This is a genomic window from Streptomyces sp. DSM 116793, assembly GCF_057320905.1.
The window spans coordinates 5,318,644-5,335,036 of record NZ_CM170494.1 but is presented as its reverse complement, the minus strand read 5'-3'; the positions used below and the strand labels follow the sequence as shown (position 1 = coordinate 5,335,036).

Here is a 16,393-nt window from a genome sequence, read left to right as displayed (position 1 = left end):
TCCGGCGGGACCGGCAGGTCCGGCGGGACCGGCGGGGCCCGTACGGCCCCGGCCGCGTCAGTGCTGCGTGTGGGACGCCCAGTACACCTGGCCGCCCCGTTCGATCACGACGTTGCCGTCGGCCTGGAGGACGAGCACGGCGCCGTCGTGACCGCCGGTCCGTGAGGTCCAGAGGGTCCTGTTGGTGCTGCTGCGGACGACCAGGTCGCCGTCCGCCTGGAACACCGCCCTGTTCCCCCGGCCGGAGGTGTGCGAGGCCCAGCGCGCGTGCCCGTGCTCGTCGTAGATGACCAGATCGCCGTCGCCCTGCATCACCATGCGCGCACGCGTCGCGCTCCAGGACTGGCCGGCGCTCAGGGTCCGGGGCCCGCCGATCACGGCGGTGGTGGCGCCCGTGTGCTGCCTTCCGGTCCCGTCGGCGGCGACCCAGTGCCTCCAGTCATCCGTGCCGGCGCGCTCGTGGTGCGTGCGGCCGGACCCGGCGGTGCTCCGGTCCGTCGTGCGCGGTGCCGCGTGCTCGGCCTTCTGCGACGCCCGGGGCACGTCGCTCGGCGAGGCCTTCGCCGCCTCCGGCTTCTCGTTCGTCGCGGGGCTCCCCCGGTGTGTGCCCGTCCCCGACGGAGACGGGGAGGCCCCGGCGAGGCCGCTCTTCGCGCTGTCGTCGTCGGCGCCGCCGAGCACCGTGCCCGTGGACACGTCGGACCGGCCGGTGACGTCCTTCCCGTCGTCGTGGCCACGGCCGAGGAGCAGCAGCGGGACGCCGATCAGCAGGGCGCCGGCGATCCCCGCGGCCACCAGGACGGGCTTCACCCGGCGCCCCGAGCCCGGTGCCGCCGCGGTCGCGGTCCCGGCGGTGGAGGCCCCCCTCCGGGCGCCGGCGGTGGCGGTCGCGGCCCGGGCGGTGGCGGTCGAGGCGGCCGCGACCGTCCTGGCGGCGCTCAGGCCCCGACCCGGCCTGGTCCCCTGGCCCGGGCCGGCCGCAGGAGTGGTCGTCGGTGCGACGGGAGGGGGCTGCTCGGGAGGGAGGGGCTGCGAGACGACCGGCCGCCGCGTCGGAGCGACCGCCTCTGCCCCGGGCTCGGGCCGCGGTCCGGGCCCAACGGCTCCGCTCTGGTCCCCGGCGGCGACGGGGGCGCCCGAGGGCGCCGCCGGAGTGCCTGACGTCTGCGCCATGCGAAGTCCCAGCATTGAGAAGTGAGGTGTACGACTAGGCCGTTGATAATCCCATGACAACGCCCGCCACAGGAGCGCTTTCCCGTATCCGGGGGGCTCGGCTGTGAGGCATCCCGGGGCACCGGCAGCACGCACCCCGGCCTGCTCCTGCCGGACCACGGCCGCGTCGAACACCGACCCGCACTCCGCGCGGGCCCACCGTGCACTCGCCACGCGCCGGCAGCGCGGGCGAAACGCCACATGGCCCGCACCCGAGCTCACGGTGCGGGCCATTCGCGGCAGGGCCGCGTCTCAGGCGGGGGCTTATGTGGTGCGCCGCCGCCGCGCCCCCGGGCGCCGCTCGCTCGGGCGGGTGACCGGGTCGCCCGCCTCCATCGCCGCCTCGCGGCGCCCCGCGCCGAACTCCGCCAGTGCCTCCGCCAGCGCGTGCACGGACGGCTCGGGGGACATGACATCCACCCGGAGCCCGTGCTCCTGCGCGGTCTTGGCCGTGGCGGGGCCGATGCACGCGATCACGGTCACGTTGTGGGGCTTGCCGGCGATGCCGACCAGGTTCCGGACCGTGGACGACGAGGTGAACAGGACCGCGTCGAAGCCGCCGCCCTTGATCGCCTCGCGGGTCTCCGCGGGCGGCGGCGACGCGCGGACCGTGCGGTAGGCGGTGACGTCGTCGACCTCCCAGCCCAGCTCGACCAGGCCCGCGACCAGCGTCTCCGTGGCGATGTCGGCGCGCGGCAGGAACACCCGGTCGATCGGGTCGAAGACCGGGTCGTACGGCGGCCAGTCCTCCAGCAGGCCCGCCGCGGACTGCTCGCCGCTCGGCACCAGGTCCGGCTTCACGCCGAAGGCGACCAGCGCCTTCGCGGTCTGCTCGCCCACCGCGGCCACCTTGATCCCGGCGAACGCGCGCGCGTCGAGCCCGTACTCCTCGAACTTCTCGCGGACCGCCCTGACCGCGTTCACGGACGTGAAGGCGATCCACTCGTAGCGGCCCGTGACCAGGCCCTTCACGGCGCGCTCCATCTGCTGCGGGGTGCGCGGCGGCTCGACGGCGATCGTCGGGACCTCGTGCGGCACGGCGCCGTAGGAGCGCAACTGGTCGGAGAGCGACGCGGCCTGCTCCTTCGTCCGCGGTACCAGCACCTTCCAGCCGAACAGCGGCTTGGACTCGAACCAGGAAAGCTGCTCGCGCTGGGCCGCCGCGGACCGCTCGCCGACCACGGCTATCACCGGCCGGCCGCCGTCCGGGGACGGCAGCACCTTCGCCTGCTTGAGGGTCTGCGCGATGGTGCCGAGCGTCGCGGTCCAGGTGCGCTGGCGGGTGGTCGTGCCGCCGATGGTGACGGTCAGCGGCGTGTCGGGCTTGCGCCCCGCGGCCACCAGCTCCCCGGCCGCCGCGGCCACCGTCTCCAGCGTGGCGGAGACGACGACCGTGCCGTCCGACGCGCCGACCTCGGTCCAGCACCGCTCGGGCGCCGTGCGCGCGTCCACGAACCGGACGTCGGTGCCCTGCGCGTCCCGCAGCGGCACCCCGGCGTAGGCGGGCACGCCGACCGCGGTGGCGATGCCGGGCACCACCTCGAAGGGCACGCCCCCGGCCGCGCAGACCAGCATCTCGTCGGCCGCGGTGGTGTCGAAACCGGGGTCGCCGACGACCGCACGGACGACCCGCTTGCCGCCCCGCGCAGCCGCCATGACAAGATTGGCCGCATCCCTCAACGCGGGGATGTCAGCGGTTTTTGACGCGCTGTCAACAGACGCGCCGTCGAGGACCGCAGGCTGAGACGTGCCCGAATCCCCGGCGGCGGCCGTGCCTGAACCGGGGCTTCCGGAATCATCAGCAGGGCCCGTGCGGGACTCCGGCTGCGTCGCTGTGGCCGTGTCCCATACGGTGACACCGGCTCTGGTGTGCGCCCGGACCACATCGAGCACATCGGGCTCGGCGATCAGCACATCGGCGTTGGCCAGAGCCTCCACGGCACGGAGGGTCAGCAGCCCCGGGTCCCCTGGCCCGGCGCCCAGGAAGGTGACGTGCCCCTGCGCGGTGCCGGACTGTCTGGGGACGCCGGTGCCGTGCGGTGTGGCCCTTCCGTTGGGGGCGGCCGTGCCGCGGGCGGAGTGGGTCGGATGGTTCGAGGTGGTGGGGCTCAAAGTGCTCGCTCCCCCATCAGACCGGCCGCGCCCTTGGCGAGCATCTCGGCCGCGAGCTCACGGCCGAGCGTCACTGCCTGGTCGTGCGACTCGGGCACGGGACCGGTGGTGGACAACTGCACCAGTGTGGTGCCGTCGGGAGTGCCGACGACGCCGCGCAGGCGCATTTCCTTGACAAGCTGCCCGTCGACCTGGGGGTCCCCCCGCTCGAGCGGAGCCGAGAGTGGGGGAAGGTCGGCCAGCGCCCCCACGGGTGCGCTGCAGCCGGCCTCCAGGGCGCCGAGCAGGGACCGCTCGGCGGTCACGGCGGCCCGTGTGTACGGGTCGTCGAGCTCGCCGAGCACGGCGGCCAGCGGGGCGTTCCACGCCGCGCACTCGACCGCCAGTGCCCCCTGGCCGGGGGCGGGCAGAACCGTGTCGACCGACAGGAAGTCGGTCACCTCGGCGCTCCGGCCGAGCCGGATGAGACCGGCGGCGGCGAGGACCACCGCGTCCAGCTCGCCGCTCGCCACCAGGCCGAGCCTGGTGTCGACGTTCCCGCGCACCGGAACGGTCTCGATGACCGCCCCGTGGTCGCGTGCGTAGGCGTTGAGCTGGGCCATCCGGCGCGGGGACCCCGTGCCGATCCGGGCGGGCCGGGAGGAGTCCGCCACCAGGCCGGCGAAGGTGAGGCCGTCGCGGGCGATCAGCACGTCCCGCGGGTCCTCGCGGCGCGGCACCGCGGCCAGTGTCAGCCCCTCGGGCTGCGTGGTCGGGAGGTCCTTCAGGGAGTGCACCGCGAGGTCGACCTCGCCGCGCAGCACCGCGTCCCGCAGTGCGGTCACGAAGACGCCCGTGCCGCCGATCTGCGCCAGGGGCTCGCGGGTGGTGTCCCCGAACGTGGTGATCTCCACCAGCTCGACGGGTCGGCCCGTCACCTTTCGTATCGCCTCGGCCACCAGCCCGGACTGGGCCAGGGCGAGCTTGCTGCGCCTCGTGCCCAGCCGCAGCGCCGTGCCGCTCGGGGCCCGCTCACCGCCGGTGTGCGCGCCCCCTCCGGGCGCCCTGGCGCCGGGTCCGGGAGGCCCCGAGGTCTGCGGGGGGTCCCCCGGGAAATTGCGGTCGGTCATGCTCGCCCTCGGTTCTCGGCGCCCTTGACGGCCGCCTCGTTCAGGTCCTTCGTATCGTTCCGCCCGGCCGTGGAGACGGAGGCGACGGTCTCCGGGTCCAGGTCGAACAGGGTCCGCAACGCGTCCGCGTACCCGGCACCGCCGGGCTCGGCCGCGAGCTGCTTGACCCGTACGGTCGGCGCGTGCAGCAGTTTGTCGACGACGCGCCGCACGGTCTGCGTGATCTCGGCGCGCTGCCGTCCGTCGAGCTCCGGCAGCCGCCCGTCCAGACGAGCCAGCTCGCCGGCCACCACATCGGCGGCCATGGTACGCAGTGCGACGACCGTCGGGGTGATGCGCGCGGCCCGCTGGGCCGCCCCGAACGCCGCGACCTCGTCGGACACGATGACGCGCACCTTGTCCACATCGGCAGCCATCGGGGCGTCGGCGGAGGCCGCGGCCAGCGACTCCAGGTCGACCAGCCGCACCCCGGCCAGCCGGTGCACCTCCACGTCGACGTCGCGCGGCATGGCGAGGTCGAGCAGCGAGAGCACCGGACGCGCGGCGGGCCCGTCCTGCCGGGGGCCGCGCAGCTCGGGCACCCGGCCCACGGCCGCGGCGGCGGCCAGCGCGGCGATCGCGTCCGCTTCCGCGGCGGGGTCGGGCACCACGCGCGCCCGGCCCGGGCGGGCGGGCGCGCCGATGCCCTTGTCCACCCAGGCCGCGTGCTGCTCCAGGGCGGCGGCGTCCATGCCGGCCACGGCCGCCTCGCCCTGCACGGAGAACCCTCCGGCGGCCTCCTGCACGGCGGCCAGGTCCACGGGGCAGGCGTCGTTCTTCGCCGCGCCCGGGGCGCCCGCCGCGGCGTCCTGCGCCGCGCCGGGCCGGGTGCGGCCGTCCTGGGCGGCGCCGGCGGCGCCGGCCTCGTCCGGGCGGGGGGCCGCGGTACCGGGCGGCAGCCGGTCGGCGACCGCCGCGGCCACGTCCCGGGCGGTGAGCACGAGACCGGTGGCGCCGGTGCAGGACACCACCACGTCGGCACGTGTCAGCTCCTCGGCCACCAGCTCCATACGGACCGCGCGGGCCGGGGCGGAGGTGCCGCCGTGCGGGCCCGGTCCCTCGCCCTGGCTCTCGGTCAGGATCCGCGCGAGACGCTCCGCACGCGCATGCGTGCGGTTGGCGATGACGACCTCGGCGACCCCGGCCCGCGCGAGCGTCGCCGCGGCCAGCGACGACATCGAGCCCGCGCCGATCACCAGCGCCCGCTTGCCCGCGGCCCAGGCGCGTACGGCGGCCTCGGCGCCGTCCCCGGTGCCGGAGTCCGCGAGCTGTTCGAGCCCGAAGGTGACCAGCGACTGCCCGGCGCGGTCGATCCCGGTCTCGGAGTGCGCCCGCTTGCCGACCCGCAGCGCCTGCTGGAACAGCTCGTTGATCAGGCGGCCCGCGGTGTGCAGCTCCTGCGCGGTGGCCAGCGCGTCCTTGATCTGCCCGAGGATCTGGCCCTCGCCGACGACCATCGAGTCCAGGCCGCAGGCCACCGAGAACAGGTGGTGCACGGCCCGGTCCTCGTAGTGCACGTACAGGTACGGCGTCAGCTCGTCGAGCCCGACGCCGCTGTGCTGGGCGAGCAGTGTGGACAGCTCGGAGACGCCCGCGTGGAACTTGTCGACGTCCGCGTACAGCTCGATGCGGTTGCAGGTCGCGAGCACCGCGGCCTCGGCGGCGGGCTCCGACTCGACGGTGTCGTGCAGCAGCTTGGCGGCGGCGTCCGCGGAGAGCGCGGCACGCTCCAGGACGCTGACCGGCGCGCTGCGGTGGCTCAGGCCGACGACGAGCAGACTCATGCCGGCATCACGGCGGGGACGTCCCCGTCGGGTCCCTTCGGGCTCACTCCCGGCGTGGCGGTTCCTGCGGCGGCGCCCGGGGCGGCTTCTGGCGCGGGGGTACCCGTGGGGGCCGCGTCCGGCGCGGTGGTGCTTCCGGGCGGGGCGGCTCCCGGGGGGTTCGCGGCTTCCGGGGCGGGGGCCGCGGTGCCCGCGGGGGCCGCGGCGGCGCCCGCGGCCGGCTCGACGGCGCCCGCACCGGGCACGACCGCGCCCGCACCGGTGCCGGTGCCGGTGCGGGCGCCGGCACCCGCGCCGGCAGCGGCAGCGGCTTCGGCTTCGGCGAGAGGCGACCGCTCGTCGCGGTCCTCGCCGTTCTTGCGCTGCTCGTGGAAGGCGAGGATCTGGAGCTCGATGGAGAGGTCCACCTTGCGGACGTCGACGCCGTCGGGCACCGAGAGCACGGTGGGGGCGAAGTTCAGGATGGAGGTGACCCCGGCGGCCACCAGGCGGTCGCAGACCTGCTGGGCGGCGCCGGCCGGGGTGGCGATCACGCCGATCGAGACGCCGTTGTCGTGAATGATCGTTTCAAGCTGGTCGGTGTGCTGCACGGGGATGCCCGCGACCGGCTTGCCGGCCATCGACGGGTCGGCGTCGATCAGCGCGGCGACCCGGAAGCCGCGGGAGGCGAACCCGCCGTAGTTCGCGAGCGCCGCGCCCAGGTTTCCGATGCCGACGATGACGACCGGCCAGTCCTGGGTGAGGCCCAGCTCACGGGAGATCTGGTAGACGAGGTACTCGACGTCGTAGCCGACCCCGCGGGTGCCGTACGAGCCGAGGTAGGAGAAGTCCTTGCGGAGCTTGGCGGAGTTGACCCCGGCCGCGGCCGCCAGCTCCTCCGAGGAGACGGTGGGGACCGATCGCTCCGACAGTGCGGTGAGTGCCCTCAGGTACAGCGGAAGCCGGGCGACGGTGGCCTCGGGAATCCCTCGGCTGCGGGTCGCCGGTCGGTGCGTTCGGCCAGTTGCCACGATGCTCCTGCGGGTAGAGCGGGGCTGTGGGCGGTCAGACGTCCCGGGACCGCCCCGTCCCCTGCAGGCTATGTCTTTGTGAACGCGTGCACAAAGATTGTGTCCGAATTGCCCGGGCAACGTGACCGGGGTCACGCACCTCCGGGAGGGGCCCGGAGAACCGCCGCCCGGGCGGCTTCGTTCCTCAACGGACGGGGGCAAAGCCGAACACACTCCTCACGATCCTCGCCCCCGAGATCAGACCGCCTTCGATCGTAAGCCGCCACGGGCCCCTGATGCCTCCTCGGACCGTGACTGTTCCATCACGAACCACTCCCGTGACAGCAGATGTCCGCGATGCGAGACAACCACGGCACGTTCGCGGCACGGGCCGCGGCGTGTCCGCACCCGGAGGGCGGCGCCGCGCACCGGCTCCCGCGGCACGGGCGCAAGGCCGGGCGCGCCGGGCCTACGAGGTGAGCGCGCGGCGCAGCCGGGCCGGGTCGACGCGCCAGAAGTCGTGCTGCGCGCCGTCCACCAGCACCACCGGGATCTGCTCCCAGTACGCGCGGTACAGCTCCTCGTCCTGGGTGATGTCGCGCTCCTCCCAGGTGGCCCCCAGCTCGGCGCAGACCTTCTCCACCACGGCCTGCGCGTCGTCGCACAGATGGCAGCCGGGTTTGCGGATCAGGGTGACGACCCGTTCCTCGGGGGGCTTCTTACCGGGTCGCCGGAACACAGGGCTCATACGTCCATTCTGACCCGGCCGCCCGAGCATTCAACGGTTCGTCGCGGAGAGTTCACGCACCCCGGATCCGCCCGACTCCGGAGCACCGTACGAACTGGCTATGCTCACGTCATGTCCGCTCTAGGATGGCTCCCCCACCGCAGGCGCTCGGCCACGGCGCGCAGCGTGCTCGCCGGCGAGGCCTCTGCGGAGGCCGCGCGCAAGTCCCGGGAGGACGCCGCGGCGGAGTTCCCCGTCATCGGTGACGACAAGGCCGCCGCCTTCTTCGACCTGGACAACACCGTGATGCAGGGCGCCGCGCTCTTCCACTTCGGGCGCGGCCTGTACAAGCGGAAGTTCTTCCAGCGCCGCGAACTGGCCCGGTTCGCCTGGCAGCAGGCGTGGTTCCGGGTGGCCGGCGTCGAGGACCCGGACCACATGCAGGACGTCCGCGAGGCCGCGCTCTCCATCGTCAAGGGCCACCGCGTCGCCGAGCTGATGGCCATCGGCGAGGAGATCTACGACGAGTACATGGCCGAGCGGATCTGGCCGGGCACCCGCGCGCTGGCCCAGGCCCACCTGGACGCCGGGCAGCGCGTCTGGCTGGTCACCGCCGCGCCCGTGGAGACGGCCACCATCATCGCCCGCAGGCTCGGCCTGACCGGCGCCCTCGGCACCGTCGCGGAGTCGGTCGACGGCGTCTACACCGGCAAGCTGGTGGGCGAGCCGCTGCACGGGCCGGCGAAGGCGGAGGCGGTGCGGGCGCTGGCCGTCGCCGAGGGACTCGACCTGTCCCGCTGCGCGGCGTACAGCGACTCGCACAACGACATTCCGATGCTGTCCCTCGTCGGGCACCCGTACGCCGTCAACCCGGACGGCAAGCTGCGGAAGTACGCGCGCGAGCGTGACTGGCGGCTGCGGGACTACCGCACGGCGCGCAAGGCCGCCAAGGTCGGCATTCCCGCGGCGGCGGGCGTCGGCGCGGTGGCCGGCGGCACGGCCGCGGCCATCGCGATCTCCCGCCGGCGCCACTGACGAAGCCCACGGAGCCTTCCGGCTCCGGGACACCCGACGGGACACGACCGGGACCGCCCCTCCCGGCCGGTCCCGGCCTGGCGGTCCGGGCCCAGCGCCGTCCTGGCGGTCCGGGCCGGTACCGGCCTGACGGTCCGGGCCCGTACCGACCTGACGGTCCGGACCGGTGCCGACCTCACGGTCTCGTCGTGGCTTGTCGCGCGGTTCCCCGCGCCCCTTCAAGGCGGGGCTGCGCCCCGGTCCATCTCACGGGCGCGGGGGACCGCGCGCGCAACCCACCACCGGCTGGTCCGGAAACGACAGAGAACGCCCCTCCAAGGCGGTGCCGACCTGACGGTCTCGTCGTGGCTGGTGGCGCAGCTCCCCGCGCCCCTCGGGTGGGCCGGGGCTCGGCCCGCGTCATGTCACGCTGCGTGTCCACCGCGCCCCCCACCTACGTACGGAGTACAACCGCACGCTCCGTTCGGCCCAACCACGGGCCCGCCACATGCGTCCGTACGGCGCAAGGACACACAATCCGACACAAGCGCGGACACGCGGCAATCTTGCCGTCTTACCCGCGTACACCCCTCGCCAGTCGCGTTGATGCCACTCGACCACAACACACCTCGGAACCAGACCGAACCCGAACCCAATCGATCAACATTCGGTCACCGATTGCTACTTGAACGGTCGTCGATCGATAACAGAAGCGACGGAACCGATGATTTGGGCAACTGGGTGTAGCGCCGCCTGTACGAAGCGTTATTCTCCTCAGACGAAAACCGGTACCCACGCGTCGCCACGACGGGTGAATGGTCCCGTACTGCACGTGATGGAAGCTCTGCCTCTGGGAGTCTTGTGTACCCACACGTCGGGGTTGACGCCTCGGGCCTGGCTACGCTGCGCGCTACGGTCCTCGACCGCCTGCGCGGCTTCGTCCCCACCGTCCGCACCGCGTATGCCACCCCCACCGCGTACGCCGTGCCCGCGGCCGCCACCGTCCCCACCCGCACCGCACCCCGCCCCACCGGACCCTCCGGTCCGTGCTACGCCCTGGCCGACGGCAGCGCCGCCGTCGGCCGCCGCGGCCGCGCCACCCAGGCCGCCGCCACCCCCACCGCCCGCCGCCCGGCCGCCGACAGCGACAGCGCCCGGATGATGGAGCTGGTCGAGCGCGCCCAGGCCGGCGAGGCCGAGGCCTTCGGCCGCCTCTACGACCAGTACAGCGACACCGTCTACCGCTACATCTACTACCGCGTCGGCGGCAAGGCGACCGCCGAGGACCTCACCAGCGAGACGTTCCTGCGCGCCCTGCGCCGCATCGGCACCTTCACCTGGCAGGGCCGTGACTTCGGCGCCTGGCTCGTCACCATCGCCCGCAATCTCGTCGCCGACCACTTCAAGTCCAGCCGCTTCCGCCTGGAGGTCACCACCGGCGAGATGCTCGACGCCAACGAGGTCGAGCGCAGCCCCGAGGACTCCGTCCTGGAGTCCCTGTCCAACGCCGCCCTGCTCGACGCCGTACGCCGCCTCAACCCCCAGCAGCAGGAGTGCGTGACCCTGCGCTTCCTCCAGGGCCTCTCGGTCGCCGAGACCGCCCGCGTCATGGGGAAGAACGAAGGCGCCATCAAGACGCTCCAGTACCGGGCGGTCCGCACCCTCGCCCGCCTGCTCCCCGACGACGCCCGCTGAGCCCCCACCCTCAGGCTCCTCGGATTCCCCAGGCTCCTCAGCTCCTCAGATCCCCAGGTTCCCCAGATCCCCTAGATCCCCTAGTTCCTCAGATCCCCCAGGTTCCTGAGACCTCAGGCCCCGAAGCCCCCCTCCCCGGCCGGCCGCCGCCGAGCGTGCCCACGCCCCCCGCCGTCTTCGCGGACACCCACCGGCCCGCCCACAGCGCCCGCAGCCCCACCCCGCGGCGCCCGCCTCCCGCTGTACCCATCCCTCTACCCCACCCATGGCCGTGCGCGAACACCCCTTGCGCACACAGAGAGCAATTGTCAATTCACTTACGGTGAAAGACAGTTGGCGTCACGATCCGATCATCTTTCGTCCGTAACCCATGTGCCGCGCCACTCGTTGTGCGAGATGCAGGCTCCCTGCGGTTGCACGCCCACTGCCCTGGCTCACCCGATCGTGTGAGCCTGGTTGGACGCCGCAACCCCCAGGGTCCCCTGGGGAGTCGACCGTCATGACGAGAGGAGGTGCCGCCAGTGATCGCGAACGTATCGGCACACCGGCGGGCGAACGCCTTCGCCCGGGCCCTGGAGGAGCGATCCGCCCGGGGCACCGCTGCCGAGCGCCCCGAAGAGCCGGCGGAAGGCACCGAGCAGACCCGGATGCTGGCGCTGGCCGGAGGCCTGGCCGACCTGCCGAGGCCCGAGCTGGAACGCGACGTCAAGGCCGTCCAGCGCGCCCGGCTCGTCGCCGCCATGGAGGCCCTGGAACAGGGCGGCACGGCCCCGGGCGAGGCCCCGGGCGAGGCCACGGGCGCCACCGACGCCCCCGACGCCGCCGTCCCCGAGCAGCGCTCCCGCCGCCGGAAGTCCCACCGCGCGGGACCGTTGCGCGGGCTGCGCCCCAGGACCCGCCTCACCAAGGGCCTGGCCGCGGGCGGGCTCACCGTCGGCGTGGCCGCGGGCGCCTTCGGCGGCGTGGCCGCGGCCAGCACCGACGCCCTCCCGGGCGACTCCCTCTACGGCCTCAAGCGCGGCATGGAGGACGTCAAGCTGGGCCTGGCGGACAACGACGCCGCCCGCGGGCAGATCTACCTCGACCAGGCCTCCACCCGGCTCAACGAGGCCCGAAGACTCATGGAGCGCCGCCGCTCGGGCCCGCTCGACACGGAGTCCGTCTCGGAGGTCAGACACGCCCTGTCCGGCATGCGCCATGACGCGTCCGAGGGCCACCGCCTGCTCTTCGCCGCCTACAAGCGCGACGGCTCCCTCGCGCCCATCGAGGCGCTCTCCTCGTTCTCCCAGTCGCACCGCGACAGCTGGACCGCCCTCCGGGACCAGCTGCCCGTCCAGCTCGGTGACGTCCGCGACCAGGTCACGTCGGTCTTCGACGCCATAGACCAGGAAGTCGACCCGCTCCGCCCGTTGCTGCCGCGCACCCCCTCCCAGGGCCCCGGCACCCAGCGCCCCGGCTCGGGCCAGGGCTCGGGCGGCCCGTCCGGCTCCGGCGACCCGGCCCCGTCCGCGTCCGGCTCCAAGAGCGGCCACCGCGAGCGCACCGGCGACCCCGAGCCGTCCACCTCCGGCTCCGGCGACGGCGGCGGCCTGCTCGGCAGCTCCCCCGGCGACCTCTTCGATCCCCCGACGACCGACACCAACCCCCCGAGCCCGTCCGCCAAGGGCGGCCGCAGCAGCACCCCCGAGCCGGAGATCACCCTCCCGCCCCTTCTCCCGGACGTCCTCGGACTCGGCATCGACGGCCAGGGCGGCGGCAGGAGGTAGGCCGTACGGCCCCGCAGGGAAGGGCCCCCTACAGCTCCTTGTGGCCCTGTGCGGCACGGCTCCTTGCGGCGGCCCCTGCGCGGGCCCTGCGCGAGGCCTGTGCGGCACGGCTCCCGGCCGGCCCTGTGCGGCCCTCCGGGGCTCTCCTGTGGCCCCCGCGTCCCTCTTGAGGCCCCTTGTGGGCCCGGGGCACCCGGCCGCCGGGTGGGGACCGCTTGGTCCGGCCGGGGCGACGGCGGGGGCGGACCGGTGGACGCGGAGACCAACGCCGACCGGCCGGGCGGTGATCGGCAGCGACCGGCCGGGGCGGCGCCCAGGCGAACCGGGCTGGGCTGACCGGTGCGGGGCGTACGGGCCACGGTGGCCGGCCGGGCGTGCGGGGCACGGTGGCTGGCCAGGCGTGCGGGGCACGGTGACCGTGCGGACCGCGGCACGGTGGTCGTGCGGGACGTGCGGCGGGACGGGGCTGTGCGGGACGTGCGGCGGCACGGTGGTCGTGCGGGACGGGGGCTGTGCGGGCCATACGGTTCAAGTCAAGTCCCGCTGGGGCACACGGCGTTAGGATGAGGGAATGACGGGGCGGGGGGCTCGCGGTGCGGCGCTGGTCCTCGGCGTGCTCGCCCTGATCGGGCTCGGCCTCTACTCGGCGTTCGGCGATGTGCACGGCCAGGCGAGACACCACCTGTCACTGGCCATCGCCCTGGTGCTGGCCTCGTTCCTGCTGCTGTCCTGGCCGCCCATGCGGCCGGCACCCGGCGAAGGGGTGCCGCGTGCGCGGCCCACCGTGCTCCTCGGCAAGCTGCTGATCACCGTGGTCTGGCTCACCCGGTGCGTCCTCTCCGGGTACCTCAGCTACGCCATCTCCGTCCGGTTCCAGCACCCCGGGTTCCACAAGCCGGTCGCGCTGCTCTCGGTCGCGGGGGCACTGCTCACACTGCTGCTGCACTGCGGCAGCGCCATGGTCGGCATCCGCCCCCAGTGGCCCTTCACCCGGCACCCGCTCAGCCTGCTCCGCTACCTGCTGAACACCGCGGCCTTCGCCCTGCTCGCCGGCTACGCGACCCTGCTGCCCGGCATCGTCGAGACCGCCGTGACCGGGGTGCCCAGCCACACGTACCACTTCTGGACGGGCCTGGTCCCGGCCTGGCTCGGCATGCCGCTCACCGTCGCCACCTGCACGCTCTGGTTCTGCGCCGTGCTGGCCGTGGAAGGCGTCGTGCAGTGGCTGCTCGGCGTGGCGCTCGGCCGGGACAACGCCGTCGGCGCATGGCTCACGGAGCACAGCCCCGTCTCGTACCGCAGGACGGACACCGAGGTGACGTTCTCGTTCAACTTCTGGCTGCTCGCGTTCCAGTACTACAACAGTGATGCTTTCAAGGCGTTCGCCGGTCGCGTGGTGTTCTTCTCCTTCACCTTCGACGGCGACCGGGGCATGTACGCGCCACGCAAGCCGAAGCCGGCGCAGGTCCGCGCCTGGCAGGCCCTGGAGCGGCCGCTCCCGGACGACGAGAGGGCCGCCCTCCAGGACCGCATAGCCGCGGCCGCCGTGGCCCACGCGCCCGAGCACTGGCGCACGCTGCGGCTGGAACACCGGGCCGTCCTGGGCCACCAGGAGGTGCAGCTCGACGTGGACCCGCCGCCCGCCTTCCACGGCTGGGGCGCGGCCGGGACCGAGGACGGCGCCCAGGACCCCGCCGGGCACACCGTCCTCCAGCTCACGGACTTCCCGGAGCGCACGGCCCTGTGGCGGCTGCGGGAGGCCGCCTACCGAGCCGGCGCCGGCGCCCCCTACGTCCAGACCCTCACCATCACCAAGGAGCGGGCCACACCGTCCGGTGGGTCCGGCGGGTCCGGTGGCCGACGCTGGGACGTCCTGTTCCGCGACGAGCACGGCCACGCCCCGCCCGTCTGGCAGGACCCCCCGCCCCGCAGCCGGTACCGCAGGGACCTCCACCGCTTTCCGCAGCAGCGCGCCACCCGCCCTTTCTGGCTACGCGAGCGGGTGAGCCGCATCCGGTGACGCGGCTCCGGAGGCACCGGAGACTCCCGGACCGACGGGTCCGACGCGGCTTGGCGCATGGTTCCCCGCGCCCCTGTCCGGGCGTGCCCCTTACCTGGGGACGAGCCCCGGCCCGCAGAAGGGGCGCCGGGAACTGCGCGAACAACCACGACGCACCCGCAGGTACGAACCCGGCACGGAACGCCCCACGAAGAAGGGGCGCGGGGAACTGCGCGAACGGCCCCACCGCACCCGCAGGGTCCCGCCCCGGCGAAGCCGGGCACTCGGAAGAAGACCGCGGCAGCCGGGCACTCAGAAGAAGACCGACCTCCGCTGCACCAGCAACCGGTACAGCGTGTGCTGAATCCGTTCCCGCACCTGATCCGTGAGGTTGAACATCAGCATCGGATCCTCCGCCGCCTCCGGCGCATACCCCTCCGTCTCGATCGGCTCCCCGAACTCGATCGTCCACTTCGTCGGCAACGGCACCGCCCCCAGCGGCCCCAGCCAGGGAAACGTGGGCGTCACCGGGAAGTAGGGGAAGCCCAGCAGCCGCGCCACGGTCTTGGCGTTGCCGATCATCGGGTAGATCTCCTCCGCCCCGACGATCGAGCACGGCACGATCGGAGCGCCGGCACGCAGCGCCGTGGAGACGAAGCCGCCCCGCCCGAACCGCTGGAGCTTGTACCGCTCGGCGAACGGCTTCCCGAGCCCCTTGAAGCCCTCCGGCATCACGCCCACCAGCTCACCGCGCCCGAGGAGCACTTCCGCGTCCTCCGCGCAGGCCAGGGTGTGGCCGGCCTTGCGGGCGAGTTCGTTGACGACCGGCAGCATGAAGACGAGATCCGCGGCGAGCAGTCGCAGGTGCCGTCCCTCGGGGTGCCGGTCGTGCACGGCGACCTGCATCATCAGCCCGTCCAGCGGCAATGTGCCGGAGTGGTTGGCGACGATGAGGGCCCCGCCCTCGGACGGGATGTTCTCGATGCCTTTGACGTCGACGCGGAAGTAGTTCTCGTAGAGGAGCCGCAGCAGCGACATCAGGACCTGGTCGGTGAGTTCCGGGTCGTAGCCGAAGTCGTCGACCTCGTAGTTGCCGGTGAGGCGGCGGCGCAGGAAGGCGAGGCCGCTCGCGAGACGCCGCTCCCAGCGGCCCGCCTCACCACCGCCCGCCCGTCCACCGCCCGCCTGCCCATCGGCTCCCTGTCCATCGGCTCCCTCGGCATCGGTCGGCTCGCCAGAGGCCGCCACTCCAAAGGGCGCGTCTCCCCCTGCCCTCTCGCCAGAGGCCGCGTCTCCGCCTGCCCTCTCGCCACCTGCCCTCTCGCCACCTGCCCTCTCGCCACCTGCCCTCTCGCCACCGGCCCCCTCGGCACCGGCACCCGCCTCACCGGGCCGCGCGCCACCGCGGGCCCGGCCACCGCGGGCCCGGCCACCGGCGTCCCCGCCGCCCGCCCGCGCGCCACGACCCCGTCCCGCAGCACTCGTGGAGCCCGCCGCCCGGGCCTGCCCCGCCGCGTCACCGGCGGTCGCGTCGCCCGCTGCCGGGCCACCGCCGCCCGTCGCGCGGGCCTCCGTGCGGTGGGCCTGCTGGCCGGGCAGGGTCGCCACCTCGCCCACCGGGCCCGCCCCGGAGCCGTCCGTATGCGCCGCACCCTCCGCGCCGTCGGCGTCATGAGCGTCACGAACGGCACGGACATCGCCGGCGTCACGGGGGCCGTCGGCCTCCCGCCCACCGCGGCCGTCCCCGTCGTCCCGGGCTTCCCGATTGCCCCTGCCGTCCCTACCGTCCCTGCCGCGCGAGCCGTCGGAGCCCGCGGCCGGGCCACGGCGGCGCCCGGCGCGCTGGGCGCTTCCGCGCGCCCTGTCGTCGTCGAAGGGAATGACCTTGGCGTCCGCCATCGTTGCTGCGCTCCTCTATCGACGCTGGCCGGAACGGCGCTCGTGGGC

The 16,393-nt window shown here is 74.2% G+C and carries 10 protein-coding genes and 1 pseudogene; 4 read left to right on the top strand and 7 right to left on the bottom strand.

All coding sequences use genetic code 11. The features are described from left to right. Positions 1–57: 57 nt before the first annotated feature. The 6 genes and pseudogenes from ACSMXW_RS20780 to ACSMXW_RS20755 form a co-directional block, all read right to left on the bottom strand. A complete protein-coding gene (locus ACSMXW_RS20780; protein WP_485798243.1) occupies positions 58–810 on the bottom strand; it encodes a hypothetical protein in 753 nt (250 codons plus the stop codon). 666 nt (positions 811–1,476) lie between these two features. Further along, on the bottom strand, positions 1,477–3,195 hold the full coding sequence (locus ACSMXW_RS20775; RefSeq protein ID WP_485808179.1) for a bifunctional uroporphyrinogen-III C-methyltransferase/uroporphyrinogen-III synthase: 1,719 nt from the start codon (positions 3,193–3,195) through the stop codon (positions 1,477–1,479). A 125-nt stretch (positions 3,196–3,320) separates the two neighbouring features. Continuing rightward, positions 3,321–4,433, bottom strand: a complete 1,113-nt coding sequence (gene hemC, locus ACSMXW_RS20770; RefSeq protein ID WP_485798241.1) for a hydroxymethylbilane synthase — start codon at positions 4,431–4,433, stop codon at positions 3,321–3,323. Next, positions 4,430–6,256, bottom strand: coding sequence for a glutamyl-tRNA reductase (locus ACSMXW_RS20765; protein WP_485798239.1), 1,827 nt, complete (start codon positions 6,254–6,256; stop codon positions 4,430–4,432). Before ACSMXW_RS20765 ends, hemC begins: the two co-directional genes overlap by 4 nt. 215 nt (positions 6,257–6,471) lie before the next feature. Next, positions 6,472–7,266: pseudogene (locus ACSMXW_RS20760) on the bottom strand (redox-sensing transcriptional repressor Rex); the annotation flags it as partial. 448 nt (positions 7,267–7,714) lie between these two features. Next, the gene (locus ACSMXW_RS20755; protein ID WP_485798238.1) at positions 7,715–7,993 is read right to left on the bottom strand and encodes a glutaredoxin family protein; all 279 of its coding nucleotides are present in this window, start codon (positions 7,991–7,993) and stop codon (positions 7,715–7,717) included. A gap of 111 nt (positions 7,994–8,104) precedes the next feature. Here ACSMXW_RS20755 and ACSMXW_RS20750 point away from each other — a divergent pair, with 111 nt between their 5' ends. From ACSMXW_RS20750 to ACSMXW_RS20735, 4 genes are all read left to right on the top strand, one after another. Then, positions 8,105–9,007 carry an HAD family hydrolase gene (locus tag ACSMXW_RS20750; protein WP_485798236.1) on the top strand — a complete coding sequence of 301 codons (903 nt, stop codon included), beginning with the start codon at positions 8,105–8,107 and terminating at the stop codon, positions 9,005–9,007. An 840-nt stretch (positions 9,008–9,847) separates the two neighbouring features. Next, positions 9,848–10,681 carry an ECF subfamily RNA polymerase sigma factor, BldN family gene (locus ACSMXW_RS20745; protein WP_485798235.1) on the top strand — a complete coding sequence of 278 codons (834 nt, stop codon included), beginning with the start codon at positions 9,848–9,850 and terminating at the stop codon, positions 10,679–10,681. 521 nt (positions 10,682–11,202) lie between these two features. Then, positions 11,203–12,447 (top strand): DUF5667 domain-containing protein, encoded by a 1,245-nt coding sequence (locus ACSMXW_RS20740; protein WP_485798234.1) that lies wholly within the window; start codon positions 11,203–11,205, stop codon positions 12,445–12,447. A gap of 571 nt (positions 12,448–13,018) precedes the next feature. Beyond that, entirely contained in the window at positions 13,019–14,467 is a 1,449-nt protein-coding gene (locus ACSMXW_RS20735) for a hypothetical protein (RefSeq protein WP_485798232.1), read from the top strand. A gap of 291 nt (positions 14,468–14,758) precedes the next feature. On the opposite strand, the gene ACSMXW_RS20730 is transcribed toward ACSMXW_RS20735, so the two are convergent. Continuing rightward, positions 14,759–15,694, bottom strand: a complete 936-nt coding sequence (locus ACSMXW_RS20730; protein ID WP_485798230.1) for a lysophospholipid acyltransferase family protein — start codon at positions 15,692–15,694, stop codon at positions 14,759–14,761. Positions 15,695–16,393: the final 699 nt, after the last annotated feature.

What these genes read in the sequence shown, in the direction of transcription:
- hemC (WP_485798241.1), bottom strand. Translation starts at nt 4,433, where the DNA reads ATGACCGACCGCAATTTCCCGGGGGACCCCCCGCAGACCTCGGGGCCT.
- ACSMXW_RS20765 (WP_485798239.1), bottom strand. Translation starts at nt 6,256, where the DNA reads ATGAGTCTGCTCGTCGTCGGCCTGAGCCACCGCAGCGCGCCGGTCAGC.
- ACSMXW_RS20755 (WP_485798238.1), bottom strand. Translation starts at nt 7,993, where the DNA reads ATGAGCCCTGTGTTCCGGCGACCCGGTAAGAAGCCCCCCGAGGAACGG.
- ACSMXW_RS20750 (WP_485798236.1), top strand. Translation starts at nt 8,105, where the DNA reads ATGTCCGCTCTAGGATGGCTCCCCCACCGCAGGCGCTCGGCCACGGCG.
- ACSMXW_RS20735 (WP_485798232.1), top strand. Translation starts at nt 13,019, where the DNA reads ATGACGGGGCGGGGGGCTCGCGGTGCGGCGCTGGTCCTCGGCGTGCTC.